16 protein-coding genes are annotated in these 18,340 nt (G+C 47.8%); 7 read left to right on the top strand and 9 right to left on the bottom strand.

The window, feature by feature from the left end; all coding sequences use genetic code 11:
• The first annotated feature begins 45 nt into the window (after window positions 1–45).
• Complete coding sequence (locus QM717_RS14770) at window positions 46–1,317, top strand: sterol desaturase family protein (protein ID WP_415038549.1); 1,272 nt, start codon at window positions 46–48, stop codon at window positions 1,315–1,317.
• Window position 1,318: 1 nt separating this feature from the next.
• On the top strand, window positions 1,319–2,020 hold the full coding sequence (locus tag QM717_RS14765) for a lysoplasmalogenase (RefSeq protein ID WP_415038547.1): 702 nt from the start codon (window positions 1,319–1,321) through the stop codon (window positions 2,018–2,020).
• Between the two features lie 242 nt (window positions 2,021–2,262).
• Here the strand turns inward: QM717_RS14765 and QM717_RS14760 are convergent, their stop codons facing one another.
• A complete protein-coding gene (locus QM717_RS14760; protein WP_415038546.1) occupies window positions 2,263–2,676 on the bottom strand; it encodes a DUF6691 family protein in 414 nt (137 codons plus the stop codon).
• Window positions 2,677–2,679: 3 nt separating this feature from the next.
• Window positions 2,680–3,237, bottom strand: a complete 558-nt coding sequence (locus QM717_RS14755) for a YeeE/YedE family protein (RefSeq protein WP_415038544.1) — start codon at window positions 3,235–3,237, stop codon at window positions 2,680–2,682.
• A 238-nt stretch (window positions 3,238–3,475) separates the two neighbouring features.
• Between QM717_RS14755 and QM717_RS14750 the strand changes: the two genes are divergently transcribed.
• The 4 genes from QM717_RS14750 to QM717_RS14735 all read left to right on the top strand — a co-directional run bounded on the left by QM717_RS14750 (window position 3,476) and on the right by QM717_RS14735 (window position 6,218).
• Window positions 3,476–3,964 (top strand): DUF4199 domain-containing protein, encoded by a 489-nt coding sequence (locus tag QM717_RS14750; protein WP_415038542.1) that lies wholly within the window; start codon window positions 3,476–3,478, stop codon window positions 3,962–3,964.
• Entirely contained in the window at window positions 3,961–4,413 is a 453-nt protein-coding gene (locus QM717_RS14745; protein ID WP_415038541.1) for a 2-dehydro-3-deoxyphosphooctonate aldolase, read from the top strand. Before QM717_RS14750 ends, QM717_RS14745 begins: the two co-directional genes overlap by 4 nt.
• 88 nt (window positions 4,414–4,501) lie before the next feature.
• Entirely contained in the window at window positions 4,502–5,320 is an 819-nt protein-coding gene (gene kdsA, locus QM717_RS14740; RefSeq protein WP_415038540.1) for a 3-deoxy-8-phosphooctulonate synthase, read from the top strand.
• A gap of 52 nt (window positions 5,321–5,372) precedes the next feature.
• Window positions 5,373–6,218 carry a hypothetical protein gene (locus tag QM717_RS14735; RefSeq protein WP_415038538.1) on the top strand — a complete coding sequence of 282 codons (846 nt, stop codon included), beginning with the start codon at window positions 5,373–5,375 and terminating at the stop codon, window positions 6,216–6,218.
• Window positions 6,219–6,260: 42 nt separating this feature from the next.
• Here the strand turns inward: QM717_RS14735 and QM717_RS14730 are convergent, their stop codons facing one another.
• The gene (locus QM717_RS14730) at window positions 6,261–6,656 is read right to left on the bottom strand and encodes a hypothetical protein (RefSeq protein ID WP_415038536.1); all 396 of its coding nucleotides are present in this window, start codon (window positions 6,654–6,656) and stop codon (window positions 6,261–6,263) included.
• 173 nt (window positions 6,657–6,829) lie between these two features.
• Between QM717_RS14730 and QM717_RS14725 the strand changes: the two genes are divergently transcribed.
• Window positions 6,830–7,126: a hypothetical protein gene (locus QM717_RS14725; RefSeq protein ID WP_415038535.1), complete on the top strand. Its 297-nt coding sequence runs from the start codon at window positions 6,830–6,832 to the stop codon at window positions 7,124–7,126.
• A 42-nt stretch (window positions 7,127–7,168) separates the two neighbouring features.
• On the opposite strand, the gene QM717_RS14720 is transcribed toward QM717_RS14725, so the two are convergent.
• The 6 genes from QM717_RS14720 to bglX all read right to left on the bottom strand — a co-directional run bounded on the left by QM717_RS14720 (window position 7,169) and on the right by bglX (window position 18,340).
• The gene (locus QM717_RS14720; protein ID WP_415038533.1) at window positions 7,169–8,542 is read right to left on the bottom strand and encodes a M28 family peptidase; all 1,374 of its coding nucleotides are present in this window, start codon (window positions 8,540–8,542) and stop codon (window positions 7,169–7,171) included.
• Between the two features lie 8 nt (window positions 8,543–8,550).
• Entirely contained in the window at window positions 8,551–10,338 is a 1,788-nt protein-coding gene (locus QM717_RS14715) for a gliding motility-associated C-terminal domain-containing protein (RefSeq protein ID WP_415038531.1), read from the bottom strand.
• 99 nt (window positions 10,339–10,437) lie between these two features.
• Window positions 10,438–11,874 carry an MFS transporter gene (locus QM717_RS14710; RefSeq protein ID WP_415038529.1) on the bottom strand — a complete coding sequence of 479 codons (1,437 nt, stop codon included), beginning with the start codon at window positions 11,872–11,874 and terminating at the stop codon, window positions 10,438–10,440.
• A 150-nt stretch (window positions 11,875–12,024) separates the two neighbouring features.
• Entirely contained in the window at window positions 12,025–13,785 is a 1,761-nt protein-coding gene (locus QM717_RS14705; protein ID WP_415038528.1) for a family 43 glycosylhydrolase, read from the bottom strand.
• A gap of 66 nt (window positions 13,786–13,851) precedes the next feature.
• Entirely contained in the window at window positions 13,852–15,948 is a 2,097-nt protein-coding gene (locus QM717_RS14700; protein WP_415038526.1) for a glycoside hydrolase family 97 protein, read from the bottom strand.
• A gap of 97 nt (window positions 15,949–16,045) precedes the next feature.
• A complete protein-coding gene (gene bglX / locus QM717_RS14695; RefSeq protein ID WP_415038524.1) occupies window positions 16,046–18,340 on the bottom strand; it encodes a beta-glucosidase BglX in 2,295 nt (764 codons plus the stop codon).

Below are 18,340 nucleotides of genomic sequence, written 5' to 3'. Positions count from 1 at the left end.
GCTTGTCTGAAAATCTGACAATCCGAAGATCTGATAATCTAAAAAATGGAAGAATACGGCAAAATCCTCATCATCGCCATGCCTGCATTTCTGCTGCTCATTATCATTGAGAAGTTATACGGCTTATGGAAAAAGGAAGACACCGTACCGCTCATGGACAGCGTGTCGAGCATTTCTTCGGGCATTACCAATGCGGTCAAGGATGTTTTGGGTTTGAGCCTGACACTTATTTCGTATGAATGGATGGTTTCGAAAGTCGCACTTTTTTCTTTGGAAGCCAATGTGTTGACTTACATCATCGCTTTTATCGTCATTGATTTTTACGGCTACTGGAACCACCGTTGGGCGCACCAGATCAATTTTCTTTGGAACAAGCATGCGATCCATCATTCGAGCGAGGAATTCAATCTGGCTTGTGCTTTAAGACAAACGGTTTCAAGTTTTGTCAATTTGTTTACCTTCTTATTAATTCCTGCTGCGATCATTGGTGTTCCGGCTAAAGTGATTGCGATTACGTTGCCGATCCAGTTGTTTTTGCAGTTTTGGTACCATACGAAACACATCAAAAAAATGGGCTTTCTCGAACACATTCTCGTCACGCCATCGCACCATCGCGTGCACCATGCCATCAATCCCGAATATTTGGACAAAAACCATTCGCAGATTTTTATCGTCTGGGACAAATGGTTCGGAACTTTCCAGGCAGAATTGGACGATGTTCCCGCAGTCTACGGCATCACGCGCCCTGCGCAAACCTGGAACCCAATCAAGATCAATTTCCAGCATTTATGGCTATTGACAACCGATGCCTGGCGCGCCGAAAATTGGAAAGACAAATGTTCGATCTGGTTCAAACCGACGGGTTGGCGACCAGCCGGATTCGACCAGAAATACCCCGTACGCAAGATCGACGACGTGTTCCATTTCGACAAATACGGCTCCGGACATTCGAACATTTTGATGTATTGGGCCGTGACGCAAATGCTCGTTACTTTGCTGTTCATCACGTATTTGTTTGACAACATCGCAAAAATTGGCTTACCCGGAATTTTCGCCTACGGTTTCTTTATCTTCCTGGCGATTTACAGTTACACCGAACTCATGGATGAAAAGAAATATTCGATTTTGTGGGAGATTTTGCGGCTGCTTTCGGCTGTTTGCATTTTATTCTATTTCGATGGCTGGTTCGGGCTCGAAACGCTGATCCCGTTCGGAAATTATATCGTGCTCTCCTATCTCGGCGTTTCGCTACTGGTCAATATTTATTTTATTTCCACCCGATTCGGCCGTCCGGACACAACTTTCCAAAATGCCTGATATGAAAACCGCCGCCCTACTCAAAAGTTTCATTGCCATCGGAATGATTTATTTGCTGATTCTGCTGTTGGGATACGACGATACGGCTTGGTTCCTCAAACCGTTGCTGCTGCCTTTTTTGCTGGCTGCCGTTGGCGCTTCGGCCAAATTCAAAACCAAAACGTTGTTGTTTGCGGCTTTGCTTTTTTCGTGGTTCGGCGATATCGTATTGATGTTTGCCGATCAAGGCGAAAGGTTTTTCATCATTGGTTTGGTATTATTTCTAACCGCGCATGTCATTTACATCGCACTGTTCAACAAACAGCCTAAAAATTCCAACCCCAAAAGCAAACTTGCCCTAGCAATTGGTTGCCTCAGCGTCATTGGTTATTTGTGCGCAATGCTGTACCTATTGTTTCCGACTTTGGGCACACTCAAAATTCCGGTTACGATTTATGCGATGGTTATTTCCACAATGCTGCTCATGGCCATTAAAGGATTTGGACATTGGAACAATCCTGGAAATTACTACATTTTCATCGGCGCGATTGGGTTTGTCGTTTCCGACAGCCTGCTTGCGTTCGACAAATTCCACGAACCGTTGCCGATGGCGTCGTTCAACATTATGGCCACGTACCTCGCCGCGCAATTCCTGATTACTTTTGGGATTTTGGTATTAAATAAAAAGCAGCATTCGGTGTTGTCCGACAATGCTGCTATATGAGTGCCTGAGTAGTTGAGTGCCTTAGTTCCTGAGCTTTTTGGGCGTTGCCTTTCACACCGGCCTGCGCACCTGCTGGCTCTTCGCTAAAACAGTCCACTGGACTGTTTCTTTACGCTCAGCCCTGGCCGCGCTTTCCGCTCTATCTTTTGCATTTCAAGACTTACCTGACTGCCACTGGCAGTCCTCCTCTTAATATCAAATGCAAAAGGATGCCGCTTTAATCGCTAACGCAAACGTCAGTCCTAATGTTTGAGCTTATCCTTCAAAACGCCATACAAAAACGTCCCGAACAACGCCCCGAGTAAAATCAAAACCACGGGCCAGAATCCCGCGCCGATCAAGATGAAAATCGGTCCCGGGCAAGAGCCGACCATGGCCCAACCCAATCCGAACAAAATCCCGCCGATCCAATAACGGAACGAACCCGGTTCTTTGTCGGCAATCACGATCGGTTCGCCTTTGATGTTCTTCATGCCGCTGCGTTTCATGTATTGCACGCCAATCGTGCCCACGCCGATCGCGACCATGATGATGCCGTACATGTGGAACGACTGGAACTGGAACATTTCATAGATGCGGTACCATGACACGGCCTCCGATTTGGTCAAAACGATTCCGAAAACAAACCCAACAAGTATATATTTTAAATAGTTCATCGCTTAGAAAATTAAAGGTAAAATCAAATGCGCCATAATCAATCCGCCTATAAAAAAGCCGATGACGGCCTTGAGCGACGGCAATTGCAGGTTGCTCATCCCGGCAATGGCGTGGCCCGAGGTACAGCCTCCGGCGTAACGCGAACCAAACCCAATCAAAATCCCACCGATGATCAAGATACAGATCATTTTGGGCGACGTAAAAACCGCATTGCCAAACAAAGCCTGTGGTGCGAGTTTGCCATTCGGCGCATCGATGTTCATCGCGGCGAGCTGCTCGATGGTTTTGGGGTTCAAATCCACATTCGACGGGTCGCTTAGGTAATGCACGGCCACGAAACCGCCCAGCATGGCACCGGCCACTACGGCCAGGTTCCAACGTTGCGACTTCCAGTCGAAACGGAAAAAATCGGCAAATTTATCGGCACCGGCCATCGTACAAAGCGTCCTGAGATTGGACGACATCCCGAAAACTTTCCCGAAATAATTGAGGCAAAGCATCACGGCCGCGATCAAAAAGCCCGAAATATACCAGGGCCAGGTTTGGTAGAATGCATTCATTGGGTTCAATTTTTTTTACAAAAGTAACAATTCATCTGGTTTTTCGATTCAATGCCCGGGCGAAATTGCGTGAAGGATCAAGGCAGGCACCGCGTGCAGCCGAGAGCCTGACGGCGGCCACAAAACCCGAAAAAATAACTACTGCACCAACCGCCGGCACGCCCTACTAAAAAAACTGTACAATTCCGTGTGGGCTGTGCTGCATAAATCCCTAAATTTGGGCTTCGAAATTGAGCGCATGAAAAATTACATCATCGAAATCCGCTGGGCCTTTATTTTTACCGTGGCGAGCCTGCTTTGGGCGGGCATTGAGAAACTGGTCGGGATGCACGACTCGAACATCGGGACGCAACCGGTTTTTTCGCTGTTGTTTGGTATTCCAGCCATTGCGATTTACGGATTGGCCTTGCTCGAGAAAAAACAGAAGGTCTACAATGGCAATATGTCGTGGAAAGAAGCGACGGTTTCGGGCATCGTATTGTCGTTGTTCGTCGCCGTATTGAGCCCGATTGCGCAATGGGCGATCTACACCTTGATTTCCCCGGAGTTTTTCCCAAAAGCGATCCAATTCTACACCGACAAGAAAATCGTCACCGAGGCGCGCGCGATCGAAATGTTCAACATCCAAGCCTATATGAAAAAAGGCATCACCGAATCGTTGTCGATGGGCGTAATAACTTCGGCGCTTGTGGCGTTAATTGTTAAAACCAAAAATCCAAAGTCATGAAAATAAAATATGCCTTCTTGCTGTTGTTTGCCGTTGTGGCGGTTTCTTGCGTGAGCACCAAATCGACGATCAAAAATATCGACGACAGCTTGCCAGATCCGGTTTTGGCGGGCAATGCTTTTGTGTTGACCGAATTCGCCACAGACAAAAAATACGGCTACGATCCCGATTATCCGATCAATGTTTATTTCAACAACACCAAGGACGAGAAGATCAACCAGCAACGTTTCCTCAATGCGCTGGCCGGACCGAATGGCGAAAAAATCATCTCCAACAAAGTCGAAACCTGTTGTCCGTTCCCGACCAAAAGAAGCGATATGGGGGCAGGATTTCTTGACGTATACCAAATTACCTGGGAAGGCAACAAAAATCCCGTGAGGCTCTATTTCAATATTTATGAAAAGGGCGCCTTGCTGGTCCCGATCGGCTTCACGCTGAAAAAGAAATGATTGCGCGCGGGTCAAACGTTAAATTATCTTAAACACAATCCAAATAACCTGTACAAAGAATTATCTTTGCGCGGTCAAATCAAACCAAATGGATATCAACCAAATCCCACAAATCAAACACACCGACAGCGGTAACTTTTTTGTACTTGCCGGACCTTGCGCTATCGAAGGCGAGGAAATGGCGATGCGTATTGCAGAGAAACTCGTCGGCATTACCGACAAGCTCGAGATTCCTTACGTTTTCAAGGGTTCGTTCAAGAAAGCCAACCGCTCGCGCATTGACAGTTTTTCTGGAATCGGTGACGAAAAAGCGCTCAAAATTCTGCGCAAGGTTTCCGAGACCTTTCATGTGCCGACCGTGACCGACATCCATACGAACGAAGACGCGCCGATGGCTGCCGAATACGTAGATGTCCTGCAGATTCCGGCTTTCCTGGTTCGCCAAACCGACCTCGTAGTCGCTGCGGCCAATACCGGAAAAACCGTAAACCTCAAGAAAGGACAGTTCATGAGCCCGGAAAGCATGAAACATGCGGTACAGAAAGTACTCGATTGCCAGAACGAAAACGTGATGGTGACCGATCGCGGCACCATGTTCGGCTACCAGGACATGATTGTCGATTACCGCGGCATCCCGACGATGCGTCAGTTTGCAACAACGGTACTCGATGTGACGCATTCGTTGCAGCAACCCAACCAAATGATCGGTGTAACCGGTGGCCGTCCCGACATGATCGAGACAGTGGCCAAGGCGGGAATTGCCGTAGGCGTGGACGGAATCTTCATCGAGACGCATTTTGATCCGGCCAATGCCAAAAGCGACGGCGCCAATATGCTGCACCTGGATTTGTTCAAAGGCTTGATGACCAAACTCGTTGCCATCCGCAAAACCATCAATACATTTTAAATCATCATCACACCATAAATCACTAATCAAACAACATTTTTAACCCATCATTTTGAAACAATCAGTCTTGGCTGTACTGGCAATGTTCGTGTTTACACAGTACGCCTTTTCTCAAGAAGAAATTAAAACACCCGAATTCTACACCGCACACAACAAAGGCAAATTCTACATCGCCTGGGGCGGAAACCGCGAATCCTACTCGAAGTCTGACGTTACTTACACCGGCGACAACTACCATTTTACGGTAGAAAATATGGATGCGCACGACAAACCGAAAGGTTGGCACATCGATTACCTCAACCCGACACGAATGACGATTCCGCAGACCAATTTCAGGTTGGGTTATTATGTGAGCGACCATTACAGCGTGTCGGTCGGTTGGGACCATATGAAATACGTGATGACCCAGGACCAAATCGCCAACGTAAACGGCTATATCAATACCGGTGAAGGTTTTGACGGGCAATACAACCATACGCCGACCGTGATGACCAAGGAATTCCTGACCTACGAACACACCGACGGGCTCAATTATGTCAATGCCGAAGTGGCGCGCCACGACGACATCTCCAAACTGTTCACCATCGGCAACACCGACATGATCCAGATCAATGTGAGCGAAGGAATCGGTGCCGGGGTTTTGTATCCAAAAACCAATACGAAATTAATGGGCAGGCAGCGTCACGATGAATTCCACATTTCGGGTTATGGGGTTTCGGCCAAGGCGGCGCTCAACATTACCTTCTTGAAATATTTCTATGTACAGGGCGAACTCAAGGGCGGTTACATCAACATGAATGACATCCGCACGACTTATGACGGGAACGACCGCGCTTCGCAGGAGTTCTTTTATTTCCAGAGGATCATCCAGGTAGGTGCCATTTTCAGGGTATTCTAAAAAAAAATCAAATAAAAACCCGGAAGTTGATTCCGGGTTTTTTTATTGGATTTCGCGAACGGTAAGCTGCTGCTCCTCGCCCATCTTCCAGTAATCCCCGGAGAGCTTGACGATTTCGCTTACATTGAAGGTGCGGTATTGCTTGGCATCGGTCAGGTTGGCGCGGCTGATGGTCGCCTTGAAAAGACCTTGATCCTTGGTTTCGATTGTGGCGGTGTAACCGTCTTTGCCATTGGCAATTTCCTTGACGATCCCATCGATCGTTTTGGTGTCATTGGCCGGTTTATCGGCAACTGCTTCAGGCTGCTGGACCATCGTATCGGTTTCTGCGGCTATCGCTTCGGTTTGGGGCTCGGCTTGCGGCTCGGCTTGTTTCGACTGGCAACCGAAGGCAATCACAGCCGACAGCATCGCAAGGTTTTGAACATACATTTTCATTTTTTGGCGGTATTTCTTGGTTGTTTCTGATTCTAAAAATACACATTCGAAGCGAGACAGAAAAGCAAAACCAAAACTTTAACCATCACTTAATTTAGCATTTTTTTAGCGTACTGGATGACAATAAATTAGGGGCGTTTTTCGTAAATTAGATTCACACAAAATCAGAAACCATGAGAAAATTAGTTTTAGCGGTGATTGCGCTCCTAGGGTTTGCATTCACCTCCCAGGCACAGGACAGCAAAACGGTCAAGAAAACCGAGAAAACCACCAAAACGGTCGCCAAGAAAGACGGAGACAAAAGCGTCAAGAAAACCGAGACCGAAACCAAGGTGGTCCTCAAAAAAGATGGAACACCCGACAAACGTTACAAAACTTCCAAAAAGGTGGTCACCAAAAAAGACGGAACGCCCGACATGCGCTACAAGGAAAACAAAGTCACCAAGGAAACCAAAACTTCCTCACAATAAAACAAAAACGCTGCCTCTCGGGACAGCGTTTTTTTTATGCTTTTAATTTTGGATGCCCGTTTGATCGACCAGGTACAGCAACGCCGCCATCGAAGCCGCACCGAGTTCGAGCTCGCGTTTGTTGATTGCATCGAATGTATCGTTGGCTGCGTGGTGGTAATCGAAATAGCGCTGCGTATCGGGGCGCAATCCGGCCTTGAGCATGTTTGCAGATTTTAGCGGTTCAATATCGGAGCCGGTATGGCCGCGTCTGAAAATGTGTACGAGATAAGGCTCAAATAATTTGGCATATCCTTGCACCATCGCGAAGTTGGCATCGTTTCCTTCAAACGTAAAACCACGCGGACTGAATCCGCCGCAATCGCTTTCCAAGGCAAAAATGTGATTTTCGTTGTTCAATTGCGCCATTTCGTTGTATTTGTCGCCACCGCGACCGCCATTTTCCTCATTCATGAACAACACGACGCGAATCGTATTCTTGGGTTTATATCCGATATTTTTAAAAATGTTTGCCACTTCCATGCTTTGGGTCACGCCTGCCCCATCATCGTGCGAGCCATCAGCCAAATCCCAGGAATCGAGGTGTCCGCCAACGACCATGATCTTTTCTGGATGCGCGCTACCGGTGATTTCGCCGATGACATTGTACGACAACACATCATCGCCCTTGTAACACGACTGCTTGAAATAGAATTGCAGTTTGGGATTTTTCCGGAGTGTTTTGCTGAGCAAATCGGCACCATTGGTACTGATCGCCGCGGCCGGAATCCATTGGTCCCTGGGCAAATCGCCATAACCCATATTGCCTGCATGCGGAAAATCGTCGAGACGCAAATTCATCGAACGCACAATCACGCCGACAGCCCCGAACTTGGCCGCCTCGCGTGCGCCTTTGCCCCTTTGGTCCACACAGCCGCCATAAGACGTAAACGTGTCGATGTTGACCGGATCCATCGGGCGGTTGAAAAAAACGATTTTACCTTTGAGTTTTTCAGTCCCCAATGTTTCGAGTTCGGCAATCGTATGCACTTCAATGACCTCGGCCTGGAGCCCGTTTTTGGAAGTCGCCACCGAATTGCCCAACGCACAGATCGGAACGATTGTTTTTTGTTTGTTGTCGATCAAATAAGCGGTTTCCTTTTCACCCCTGACCCATTGGGGCACCATGACTTCCTGTAGGTATACCTTGTCAAAGCAGCCCGATTTTTCCATTTCGGATTGCATGTAACGTACGGCTTTTTCGGCATTGGCCGATGCGGAAAGCCGCGGCCCGATTTTGTTGGATAAATGTTCAAGCCAGCCATAACATTTGGACTGGGTCAAGGCAGAATCATAGATTTGGCGGAGCCTTTGTTCGTTGTTCTGTCCGAATGAAATGCCAGACACCAACAGACAAAGCAGGGTAATTCTTTTCATAGTGGTTTTTAATGTTTGCGGTTCAAGTAGACCCAACCGGTTTTGGTTTCCCCGTTCTGGAAGCGAATATAATAATAATAGGTCGCATCGGGAAGTTCATTTCCATTATCGGAATTTCCATCCCATTCTTTTTCGTAATCATCCCGCTCGTAAACGACCATGCCATAACGGTTAAAGATTTTGAGGTGGTCTACGTCAAAATTACTGAGGTCAAAGAAATCATTCTTGCCATCACCATCCGGTGAAATCCCTTTGGGAATGTCGCAATAAATGGAAGCGACATCGATTGTTTTTGTGATTCCGCAATCATCAGTTTTCAAAAAGACCGAATAAGTCCCGGCCGATGTTATGACAATGGATGCGGTTGTACCGATCGACCGGCCATCGGCATTGAACCATTCGTAACGTACATTTGGCGTCTCGGACGAAGCCGTTAGCACATAATTCAAACCCACACAGCGGCTCGTAATTTCGGCATCCGGAACCGGCAATACCGTAATCCGCATGTTGGTTTCCGTGGCACATTCACCACCATCGGGCGTAAAAGTATAGTTCGTGGTTTCGGTGTTGTTGATGGGCGGCGACCAGCTTCCCGAAATATTGTTGATTGAAACCGTCGGTAATTCCTGGGGTTCATCGCCCACACAAATCGGGTTGACTTGGTTAAAAATGGGCATCACCGGCTGGTTGACCACAATGGTCATCGTCGTTGGGGAAGCACACAAGGTGCCTGTTGGCGAAAAGGCATAGGTGCCTGTAGCATTGGGATTGATGGCCGGAAACCATATCCCCCCGAAACCGTTGGTCGACACCGTTGGCAATGGCGGAATGTTATCGCCCGCACAATATGGTCCGACCTGCACAAACGTAGGCGTAATCAATGGCAATAACGAGGCAACCACTGGCGTCGCATTGCCATAACAATCGTTGGTCTGATCATAAAATGCAGCATAATACGTTTGCCCTGCCGGCGCTTGTGCTGCCTGCGCGGTAGTCAATTGATTGGTTGGTGTGATGGGAAGCGAAGTATGCCAAGTGAGTATTACATTTTCAAATATCGGCCAGTTGGTAGCCGTGATACTGGTCAGGTCGACGGTATTGAGCGGACAAATATTAGTAATCGTGGTCTCTGTCAAAGCCGGTGCGATATTGACGTTGCAAATCGGCGGCACGATCGAATTGGCGCAGATGGCCACGAGCGAACCGGCTATTCCTCCGGGGCCTTCAATGGTAAACGAAGTAAAACTCGCGGGGGCCGAAATCGTAAAAATACCACCGCCTCCATTGTGTGAATTCGTAGGGGTCGAACCGCCGCCGCTGTAGATGGTGTTTCCGACCACGGTCGTAAAGCAGGAGGCCGATACGGCAATCGTTGGGATGCCACCATTGGTGGTAATGGTAAAAGTTTCGTCTACTTCATATCCGGCCCCATTGATGACAAAGACCACATTGTTGACGGGTTGATCGAAACTCATCGTATAAATAAAGGCGCCGTTTGAACCCAAATGCCTCGAATCGGGTGGTGTCGAAATGGGCGGCTGGCAACTTTCGAATGCCGGACCATAAAAAGTAACATCGCCCGTAAAAGAATCGGTGACATTGACCCCATTGACCACTGCCGGCGGAACCACGGACGCTTCGCACTGCTTTCCTCCCAATAAATTTTGCGGTTTTCCATACCCCATGGCAACTTTGAGTGCTGGTTTGGATTGGGAATTGTAGTCGGGAGGGCATTTCGGCGTCTGCGCTTGTGCATACCAAACTGACAATAAAAGGAATAGCAGGCTTTTTTTCATGGTGTTTGTTTTGGTATAAGTAAATTTAGCAGATAATTACTTTCGAAATAAAAAAAGCCCGAATAAAATTCGGGCTTTCTAAAAACTTATTACTCACTATCAATGCGATGCACTGCTTTTATTGTCAAAACTGATTCCCTGGCTTTTTAAAATTCCAGAAACACGCCAGGCGTAAAATGCCAAATAAGCGAAACACATCACTCCCACAATGTAACTGAAGTGGATGGTCGTCGCATCGGCCACCAAGCCTTGGATCCAACTGACGATACCGCCGCCCATAATCATCATGATCAAGAAATTACTGCCCTGGTTGGTGCTTTTGCCCAATCCAGCGATGGCCAAGGTAAAGATGCAAGGCCACAAGGTGCTGCAGAATAATCCAACGCTGGTGAATGCATATACACTGACCATGCCTTCGGTTGCCATCCCAATAGCCAACGCTACGATACCGAGAACCGAAAACAACAGCAACATCGTCGCCGGATTTCCTTTACTCATGATGTCAGCGGCAATCAATACCAGGATAATCAAAGCGTATACATAGAAAGGCGCCAAATCGTGCTGCGCAATCGCATTCACGCCGAGGAAAACCCCAAATGCCAAATATGGCAAAATAAACTTGAGTACTTTCTGCATGCCTTTGTTCTCGGTGAAGACCTCAACGGCTCCGGTCCAACGGCCAATCATCAAACTGGCCCAATAAAGTGAAACATAAGGTGCGATGTCTTTGGTCAAAAATCCGAGATTTTTCTCCAGATAAGCCGGTAAGTTACTCGCAGTCGAAACTTCAACGCCCACATAAACGAAAATCGCAATCATTCCTAGCACAAGCTGCGGGAAATGCAAAGCTGATTTGGTTTCTTTGGCAATGTCTTCTACTTCGATTTCATCACTCACGATACGATCCGGGATGGACGACATTTTCAAAAGAAATGCGACCAAAAGAAACGCCGCACCCAAAACGAGGTACGGAATCTTGACGCTTTCGATGCTCGCGTCGGTGTTCGAAGAAGTAGCCGATCCGAAAATGGCAAAACTCACAATCAGCGGACCGACAGTGGTTCCGAGGTTATTGATCCCGCCCGCCATGGTCAAACGCTGCGATCCCGTAGAAACAGGCCCGAGTACAATCGCGAGTGGATTCGCTACCGTCTGTTGCAACGAAAATCCGAGTCCGACGATGAACAACCCCGAAAGCATCAATTCAAACGAGCCGCTGTTCGCTGCCGGGTAGAACAACAAAGTTCCGAGTGCAGAAATTGACAATCCAAGTGCCAAGCTGTTTTTATAACCGATCCGATTGATGATGTCCCCTTTGGTCAAGTGCGAAATGAACATGTAAATGAGCGACCCGACGGTGTAAGCAACATAAAACGCCACCGACACCAATTGGCTTTGCCCTTGTGTCAAATCGAAGGCTTTCTTAAAAACAGGAATAAGGATATCGTTACTGGCAGCGACAAATCCCCAAAAGAAAAAAACGGTGATCAACGGTAGAAATGCCGCCCATTTGGTTTGAATACTTTCTGAACTCATAAATTATTTGGTTTTTGGTTAGGTTGGTATTTTTTTTTGATAAATATAATGATATCACTTATTTTCCCTACTGCCCGATTTCCGAACTTATTAACGAAATCGATTTCATAAACGCAAAAACTTTAGAATTACAACGTTTTCGGGCTAAATTTATTCCGATTTCCTGATTTCCGATTTGGGACCGATGCCGCTCGCGTTGAATGCCTCAATTTGGAAATAATACGCATCCGAACGGTCGAGTCCGTTGAAGTAATATTCATTTTTGCCATAGACCATAATCGAACCGTAGAGCTTGTCGGGCGACTTGCCGAAATAGATCACATAACCATCGGCCATCGGCTCCTGTTGCCATTTGAACCACACGTTGCGGCGTTCGCCTTCTTTCTTTTTCTCGGTTCGAAGTGGTACGAAATTCTGTACGGCTGCCGGTTTGCTGCCATTGCCTTTGCCGAAAATCCTAAAACCCGAAATCGCAAACTTTCCCGTCGGCATTGCGATGTTTTCGATTTTGACATAACGCGCCGAAGCGGGTTTGTCGAGTTCGATGTAATCGTGCGGAACGTCCTTGGTATTTTTCGATTTGTCGACGAGGATTTTCCAATTCTTGTTGTCGTCTGAAGTATACAGAATATACTTATGACCGGTGGTCGTTGCAGGTTTGCCCATGAATTCGGCATCCTGATCGGCATAATTAATTTGGATGGCATGGATCGTGCTTTTTTCGCCCAAATCCGAAATCAGGTATTCGCCTTTATTCGAAGTCTTGGCCGACCAATAGGTCTTGATGTCTTCATTGACGGCAAAATTCGCCTGGAACCCGCCGAGCGTCGATGAAACCTGAACCGGTTTGTTGTAATTGAGCAACATCCAACCCGAGAAACTGCCATTCAAATGATTTTTCTTTTGCGAAGGCAAAAACGTCGGATAATCGCCATAAGCCGTATTCGAATACAAAATGCCCTCTTGATCAAAACCTGCCGGCCAAATCCCGATGCGCCGCTCGAAATTGTTCTTGACACAAACCCCAATCGTCGACACATGCCAATAATCATTGTTCACGTCCTGGTAAGTCGCGCCATGCCCCGCGCCTCTCGCAAAGCCGCCCGGTTTGTACGAAAACGGATTGTGCGATTGGTATTCGAACGGACCGATCGGGCTGTTGCCTACATAAACCCCGTCGGCATAACCGCTGAATTCGGTTCCGGGCGCTCCGTATTGCAGGTAATATTTGTTGTTGTGTTTGGTCATGAACGCGCCTTCGGTAAACGGCTGCAAAAAGGTATTGTCGTTGTTTTCACCGAAACGCTCCCAACCGTGTTCGTGGTCGTTGAGTTCGAGAATATCATAGACTTCGCTTTCGGGCTGAAAGGTTTTGCGGTTGAGCTTGACGCAATGCAACGGATACGTATTGCTCGAACCGTAATATTCATAGACCTCATCTTTTTCCTTGTCCCAGAAAATCTGTGGATCCCAAGCGCCAGCCTGCGATTTATGGACGAGTTCTTTCCAATCGTCGACCGATGGATTGGTGCTCATCCAAATCGGGAATTCCTTGCCATGTGTCGAACCGACCACGATCAAGGTATCGTTGACGAATGACAACGAGGGCGCGCACAATTCATCATAAACCTTGTGCTCCGGACGTAGGAATTTGCGCGGAATAAACTTCCAATCTAGCATGTCCTTCGAATGCCAATAACCCCATTGGTTCGTCGAAAACAGATAATATTCGCCTTTGAAAAAGGTAATGACCGGATCGGCGGTCGCACGGTGTTTGCCCTGGGTCACGAAGTTGGGAATCGGGCAATAACCGTAATCGATGTTGATCGGGTTGCAATAAGTTTTTTGCTGCGCCGAAACTGATTCAGCCACGAAACAAAGGAAACAAATCAGGAATATTTTGACTTTCATTGGCTTTCTTTTTGGCCACGAATGCACGAATTATTTGCTTTTAAATTCGTGAATTCGTGGCTATTTTTATTGTATCGGCACAAAACTAATCGCGGTTCCACCACCCGGTGCGAGACTCAAATTGATTTTGGATTTGGACGTCACTTCTACTTTGCGGATCTTATACGCTTTCGGGTTTTTCTGCCAATCGGCATCGGGCGCGTCTTCGTAAATGACGGCGCGGAATTTTTGTCCTTTCGGAAGAAAATCGAGTGCAATGGAAGTTTTTCTGGCATTTTCATCGGTCACCGCACCGAGGAACCACGTATTTTTCCCTTTGGTTTTCCGGACGACGGTCAGGTAATCTCCAGGTTCGGCCTCGAGGTAACGGCTTTCGTCCCAATCGACCGCGACGTCCTTGATGAACTGGAATGCATCCGAATATTTCTCGTAATTCTCGGGCAAATCGGCCGCCATCTGCAAAGGCGAATACATCGTCACATAGAGCGCGAGCTGCTTGGCCAAAGTCGTATGGATTTGCTCCTTCTTGTTCGGATCATAGGCGCTCATCTTGATTTCGAAAATCCCCGGCGTGTAATCCATCGGGCCACCGAGCAATCGCGTAAACGGCAGGATGGTTTCATGCATCGGTGGATTGCCGATGCTCCAGGCGTTGAATTCGGTCCCGCGTGCGGCTTCGGCTGCGATGTAATTCGGATACGTTCTATGGTAACCCGTCGGATGCGAAGATTCATGTGAGTTGATCATCAATTTAAAATCGGCGGCACGTCTTGCGGCATAATTGAAATGGCGCACCATGGCCTGACCGTCGTGGAATTCACCACGCGGAATAATCCGCCCCACATAACCCGACTTGATGGCCGGATAACCGTATTTGACTGTATGTGCAAACGCACGATCCATCCAACGTTCGTAATTGCCGACAGATCCCGAAGTCTCGTGGTGCATGATCATCTTGACGTTTTTCGATTTGGCGTAATCGGTCACGGCCTTGACATCAAAATCGGGATAAGGCGTCACGAAATCGAACACATCTTCTTTCCAGTTGTTGAACCAGTCTTCCCAGCCGTTGTTCCAGCCTTCGACCAGTACGCCATCGAAACCGTGTTTGGCCGCAAAGTCGATGTAGCGTTTGGTGTTTTCGGTAGTTGCGCCGTGTTTGCCCGAAGCGATGAGTTCGCCCGTTTGGTTGTTCTGCGCATTCTGTGAACCGGCATAATCCCAGGTCGATTTGCCGACGTGCATTTCCCACCACACGCCGACGTATTTCATCGGCTTGATCCAAGAAGTATCATCGAGTTTACACGGTTCATTGAGGTTCAAAATCATCTTCGAGGCGACAATATCGCGCGCATCATCGCTGACCATGATGGTACGCCAAGGCGAATCGCAAGGCGCCTGTAAATAGGCTTTGTCGCCGAGTGGCCCGGGAACCAGATGCGAGGTAAAAGCGAAATTTTTAATATCGACGTCGAGTTGCATCACGGGATAATTGACCACGGCCGCTTCGAAAATATTGATATACAGATTGTTCGAAGTTTTCATCATGAGTGGCGTCTGTACGATGTATTTGCCGGCGATGTGCTTGACGGCGATTCCATTGTTCAAATCGATTTTATCGGTATCGATTTCCGAAATCTTGCTTTCGGTATAACTGTATTCCTGGCTGTCGAAATCGCCCGGAAGCCAGAATGTTTTGTGGTTTCCGGTCAGGTTGAATTGCGTGAGTTCATCCGAAATAATAAAATAATTGAGCCCGGGTTGCTTTGGAAATTCGTATCGGAACGCCACGCCTTCGTCAAACACTTTGAAGACAATGTTCATTTTGCGGTTCGTTTTGGACTGGGTCAACGAGACCGTCAACTGGTTGTAGACATTGGCGATTTCGGATTGTTCGCCCAGAACCGGTTTCCACGAATCGTTGACCGAAGCAGTGCTGGTATTTTCGATTGTAAAATTGGAATCGAGCGCCGCATTGTCTTTCAACTTGATCCCAAGCGTACTGGACTTGACAATCGGGTTGCCCTTGTAAGTGACCGCATAAGTCGGTTTGCCGTTTGCCAATGAAAAATCGAGCGTGATTTCTTTGGAAGGCGATTGGATGCTTTGTGCCTGAAACAAGCCGAAAGTCAGCAAAAACAATATCAAATAAGTGTTTTTCATAAGTAAAAATATATCGGATAAAGGTAGTGAAAGCTGTTTAAAAAACCCTTCGGCGTGGTTTACCGAAGGGTCACTTAAACAAAAACATGAAACTCAATTATTCAACTAACTCAAAATTTCCTTGCAATCCGGCTGTGGAATCGCCGCCGATAAAAACACTAAAGGCGCCGGCTTCCGCTTTATATTCCATGTCATTGTTGTAAAATTTCAAATCGGCGTCGGTAATGTCGAAAGTCACCGTTTTCTTTTCGCCTTTCTTGAGCATGATTTTTTCAAATCCCTTGAGTTCGCGTAGCGGTCGTGTCACCGATCCGACCAAATCGCGGATGTACAATTGCACCACTTCGGCCCCATCGGAATTGCCGGTGTTGGTCACCTCTACCGAAATGGTGATCTTGGCACCCGCCTTTAATTTGTGCGAAGACAATTTCAAATTCGAATACGAAAATGTCGTATAGCTCAATCCAAACCCGAACGGAAACAGCGGCTCGTTGCGCTCGTCGAGATAATTCGTTTTGAATTTCTCAAACTTGCCTTCGTTATTGCCGAGTGGACGGCCTGTATTTTTATGGTTGTAATAAATCGGCAACTGGCCCACGCTGCGCGGAAAAGTCATCGCCAATTTACCCGACGGATTGACCGCGCCGAACAATACATCGGCAATCGCGAGACCCGATTCGGAACCGGCAAACCAGACATTGAGCATCGCCGGAACCGTTTTTTCTTCCTCGACCAAAACGAGCGGACGGCCGTTGAACAAAACCAATACGACTGGTTTTCCAGTTTTAAGCAAAGCATTGAGCAAATCTTTCTGCGCCTGCGGAATTTCGATGTTCGTACGGCTGCTGCTTTCGCCGCTCATTTCGGCCGATTCGCCCAAGGCAGCGACAATCACGTCGGCTTGCGCGGCCACTTGAAGGGCTTCGTTTCGCAATTGTTCATCGCTGCGGTTGTCGCGGTGCAATGTTTTGCCGAACATCGTCGAATTGGTTTCAAGCACCGCATCATAAGTGAGGTTGCTGCCTTTGGCGTACAGGATTTTGGCGGAATTGCCCGCAACCGTTTTCATTCCCGAAACCAACGAGATGGCCTGGTCGATTTTTCCGGCTACGCTCCAGGTACCGTTCATGTTTTCCTTGGCTTCGGCCAATGGCCCGATCACGGCAATGGTTCCCGATTTTTTGAGCGGCAAGGTTTGTTTGTCATTTTTGAGCAAGACCAACGATTGGGCAGCGGTTTTACGTGCAATCTCGCGGTGCGCAGGTGTAAATATTTCGGTTTTCGCGCGGTTTTCATCACAGTATTTGTACGGATCGGCAAAAAGTCCGAGGTCGTATTTGGCCTCAAGAATCAGCCGGACCGCATGGTCGATTTGCGCCATGGTGACTTTACCTTCATCAAGTGACTTTTTCAATGTATTTAGGAAACCTTCGCTGACCATGTCCATTTCAACACCGGCCTTTAATGCCAATGCTGAGACTTGTTGCATGTCGCCCATGCCGTGTTCGGTCATTTCCATGATGCCGGTGTAATCGGTCACGACAAAACCTTTGAACCCCCATTGTTTGCGCAGTAAATCGGTCAGCAGCCATTTGTTTCCAGTTGCCGGAATGCCGTCGATTTCGTTGAACGACGCCATTACCGAACCCGCGCCTGCATCGATTGCGGCTTTGTACGGCGGTAAATATTCGTTGTACATGCGGATGCGGCTCATGTCGACCGTATTGTAATCGCGGCCGCCTTCGGGTGCACCGTACAAGGCAAAATGCTTGACACACGACAACATCGAATTGTTTTTGGACAGGTCATTTTGCTGGTAGCCCTTGACCATGGCTTCGGCGATGCGGCTTCCGAGGAAAACATCTTCGCCGGAACCTTCAGAAACGCGTCCCCATCTCGGATCGCGTGAGACGTCTACCATGGGTGAAAACGTCCAGTTGATGCCATCGGCAGTGGCTTCCTGCGCAGCGATGCGTGCGGATTGTTCGATTAGTTTCATGTCCCAACTGCAAGCCAGGCCAATCGGAATCGGGAAAACGGTTTCGTAGCCGTGAATGACATCCATGCCAAAAATAAGCGGAATCCCGAGCCGGCTTTTCTCTACGGCCAGTTTTTGCACTTCCTTGATTTTCTTGACCGATTTGATGTTGAAAAGCCCGCCTACTTTGCCTTCCTCAATTTTTTTGGAAATATCCCAACTGCCCGACTGCCCTGTCGTAATGTCGCCCGAGGTGGGCAAGTTGAGTTGGCCGAGCTTTTCCTCGAGTGTCATTTTGGACAACAGTTCTGTGACCAATTCGGCTTTGGGTTTGAGGGTTTGCTTTTTATCTTTCTTTTGTGCGAAGCCTGAAACGGCCAGTAAAAGAGAAAGGACAAGGATAGACTTCTTCAT

The sequence above is a fragment of the Flavobacterium sp. genome, from assembly GCF_047602195.1.
Taxonomy (GTDB): Bacteria; Bacteroidota; Bacteroidia; order Flavobacteriales; family Flavobacteriaceae; genus Flavobacterium.
The sequence above is the reverse complement of the archived record's forward strand: the minus strand, read 5'-3'. Positions and strand labels throughout refer to the sequence as shown.

What these genes read in the sequence shown, in the direction of transcription:
- QM717_RS14770 (WP_415038549.1), top strand. Translation starts at nt 46, where the DNA reads ATGGAAGAATACGGCAAAATCCTCATCATCGCCATGCCTGCATTTCTG.
- QM717_RS14765 (WP_415038547.1), top strand. Translation starts at nt 1,319, where the DNA reads ATGAAAACCGCCGCCCTACTCAAAAGTTTCATTGCCATCGGAATGATT.
- QM717_RS14760 (WP_415038546.1), bottom strand. Translation starts at nt 2,676, where the DNA reads ATGAACTATTTAAAATATATACTTGTTGGGTTTGTTTTCGGAATCGTT.
- QM717_RS14755 (WP_415038544.1), bottom strand. Translation starts at nt 3,237, where the DNA reads ATGAATGCATTCTACCAAACCTGGCCCTGGTATATTTCGGGCTTTTTG.
- QM717_RS14750 (WP_415038542.1), top strand. Translation starts at nt 3,476, where the DNA reads ATGAAAAATTACATCATCGAAATCCGCTGGGCCTTTATTTTTACCGTG.
- QM717_RS14745 (WP_415038541.1), top strand. Translation starts at nt 3,961, where the DNA reads ATGAAAATAAAATATGCCTTCTTGCTGTTGTTTGCCGTTGTGGCGGTT.
- kdsA (WP_415038540.1), top strand. Translation starts at nt 4,502, where the DNA reads ATGGATATCAACCAAATCCCACAAATCAAACACACCGACAGCGGTAAC.
- QM717_RS14730 (WP_415038536.1), bottom strand. Translation starts at nt 6,656, where the DNA reads ATGAAAATGTATGTTCAAAACCTTGCGATGCTGTCGGCTGTGATTGCC.
- QM717_RS14725 (WP_415038535.1), top strand. Translation starts at nt 6,830, where the DNA reads ATGAGAAAATTAGTTTTAGCGGTGATTGCGCTCCTAGGGTTTGCATTC.
- QM717_RS14720 (WP_415038533.1), bottom strand. Translation starts at nt 8,542, where the DNA reads ATGAAAAGAATTACCCTGCTTTGTCTGTTGGTGTCTGGCATTTCATTC.
- QM717_RS14715 (WP_415038531.1), bottom strand. Translation starts at nt 10,338, where the DNA reads ATGAAAAAAAGCCTGCTATTCCTTTTATTGTCAGTTTGGTATGCACAA.
- QM717_RS14710 (WP_415038529.1), bottom strand. Translation starts at nt 11,874, where the DNA reads ATGAGTTCAGAAAGTATTCAAACCAAATGGGCGGCATTTCTACCGTTG.
- QM717_RS14705 (WP_415038528.1), bottom strand. Translation starts at nt 13,785, where the DNA reads ATGAAAGTCAAAATATTCCTGATTTGTTTCCTTTGTTTCGTGGCTGAA.
- QM717_RS14700 (WP_415038526.1), bottom strand. Translation starts at nt 15,948, where the DNA reads ATGAAAAACACTTATTTGATATTGTTTTTGCTGACTTTCGGCTTGTTT.
- bglX (WP_415038524.1), bottom strand. Translation starts at nt 18,340, where the DNA reads ATGAAGAAGTCTATCCTTGTCCTTTCTCTTTTACTGGCCGTTTCAGGC.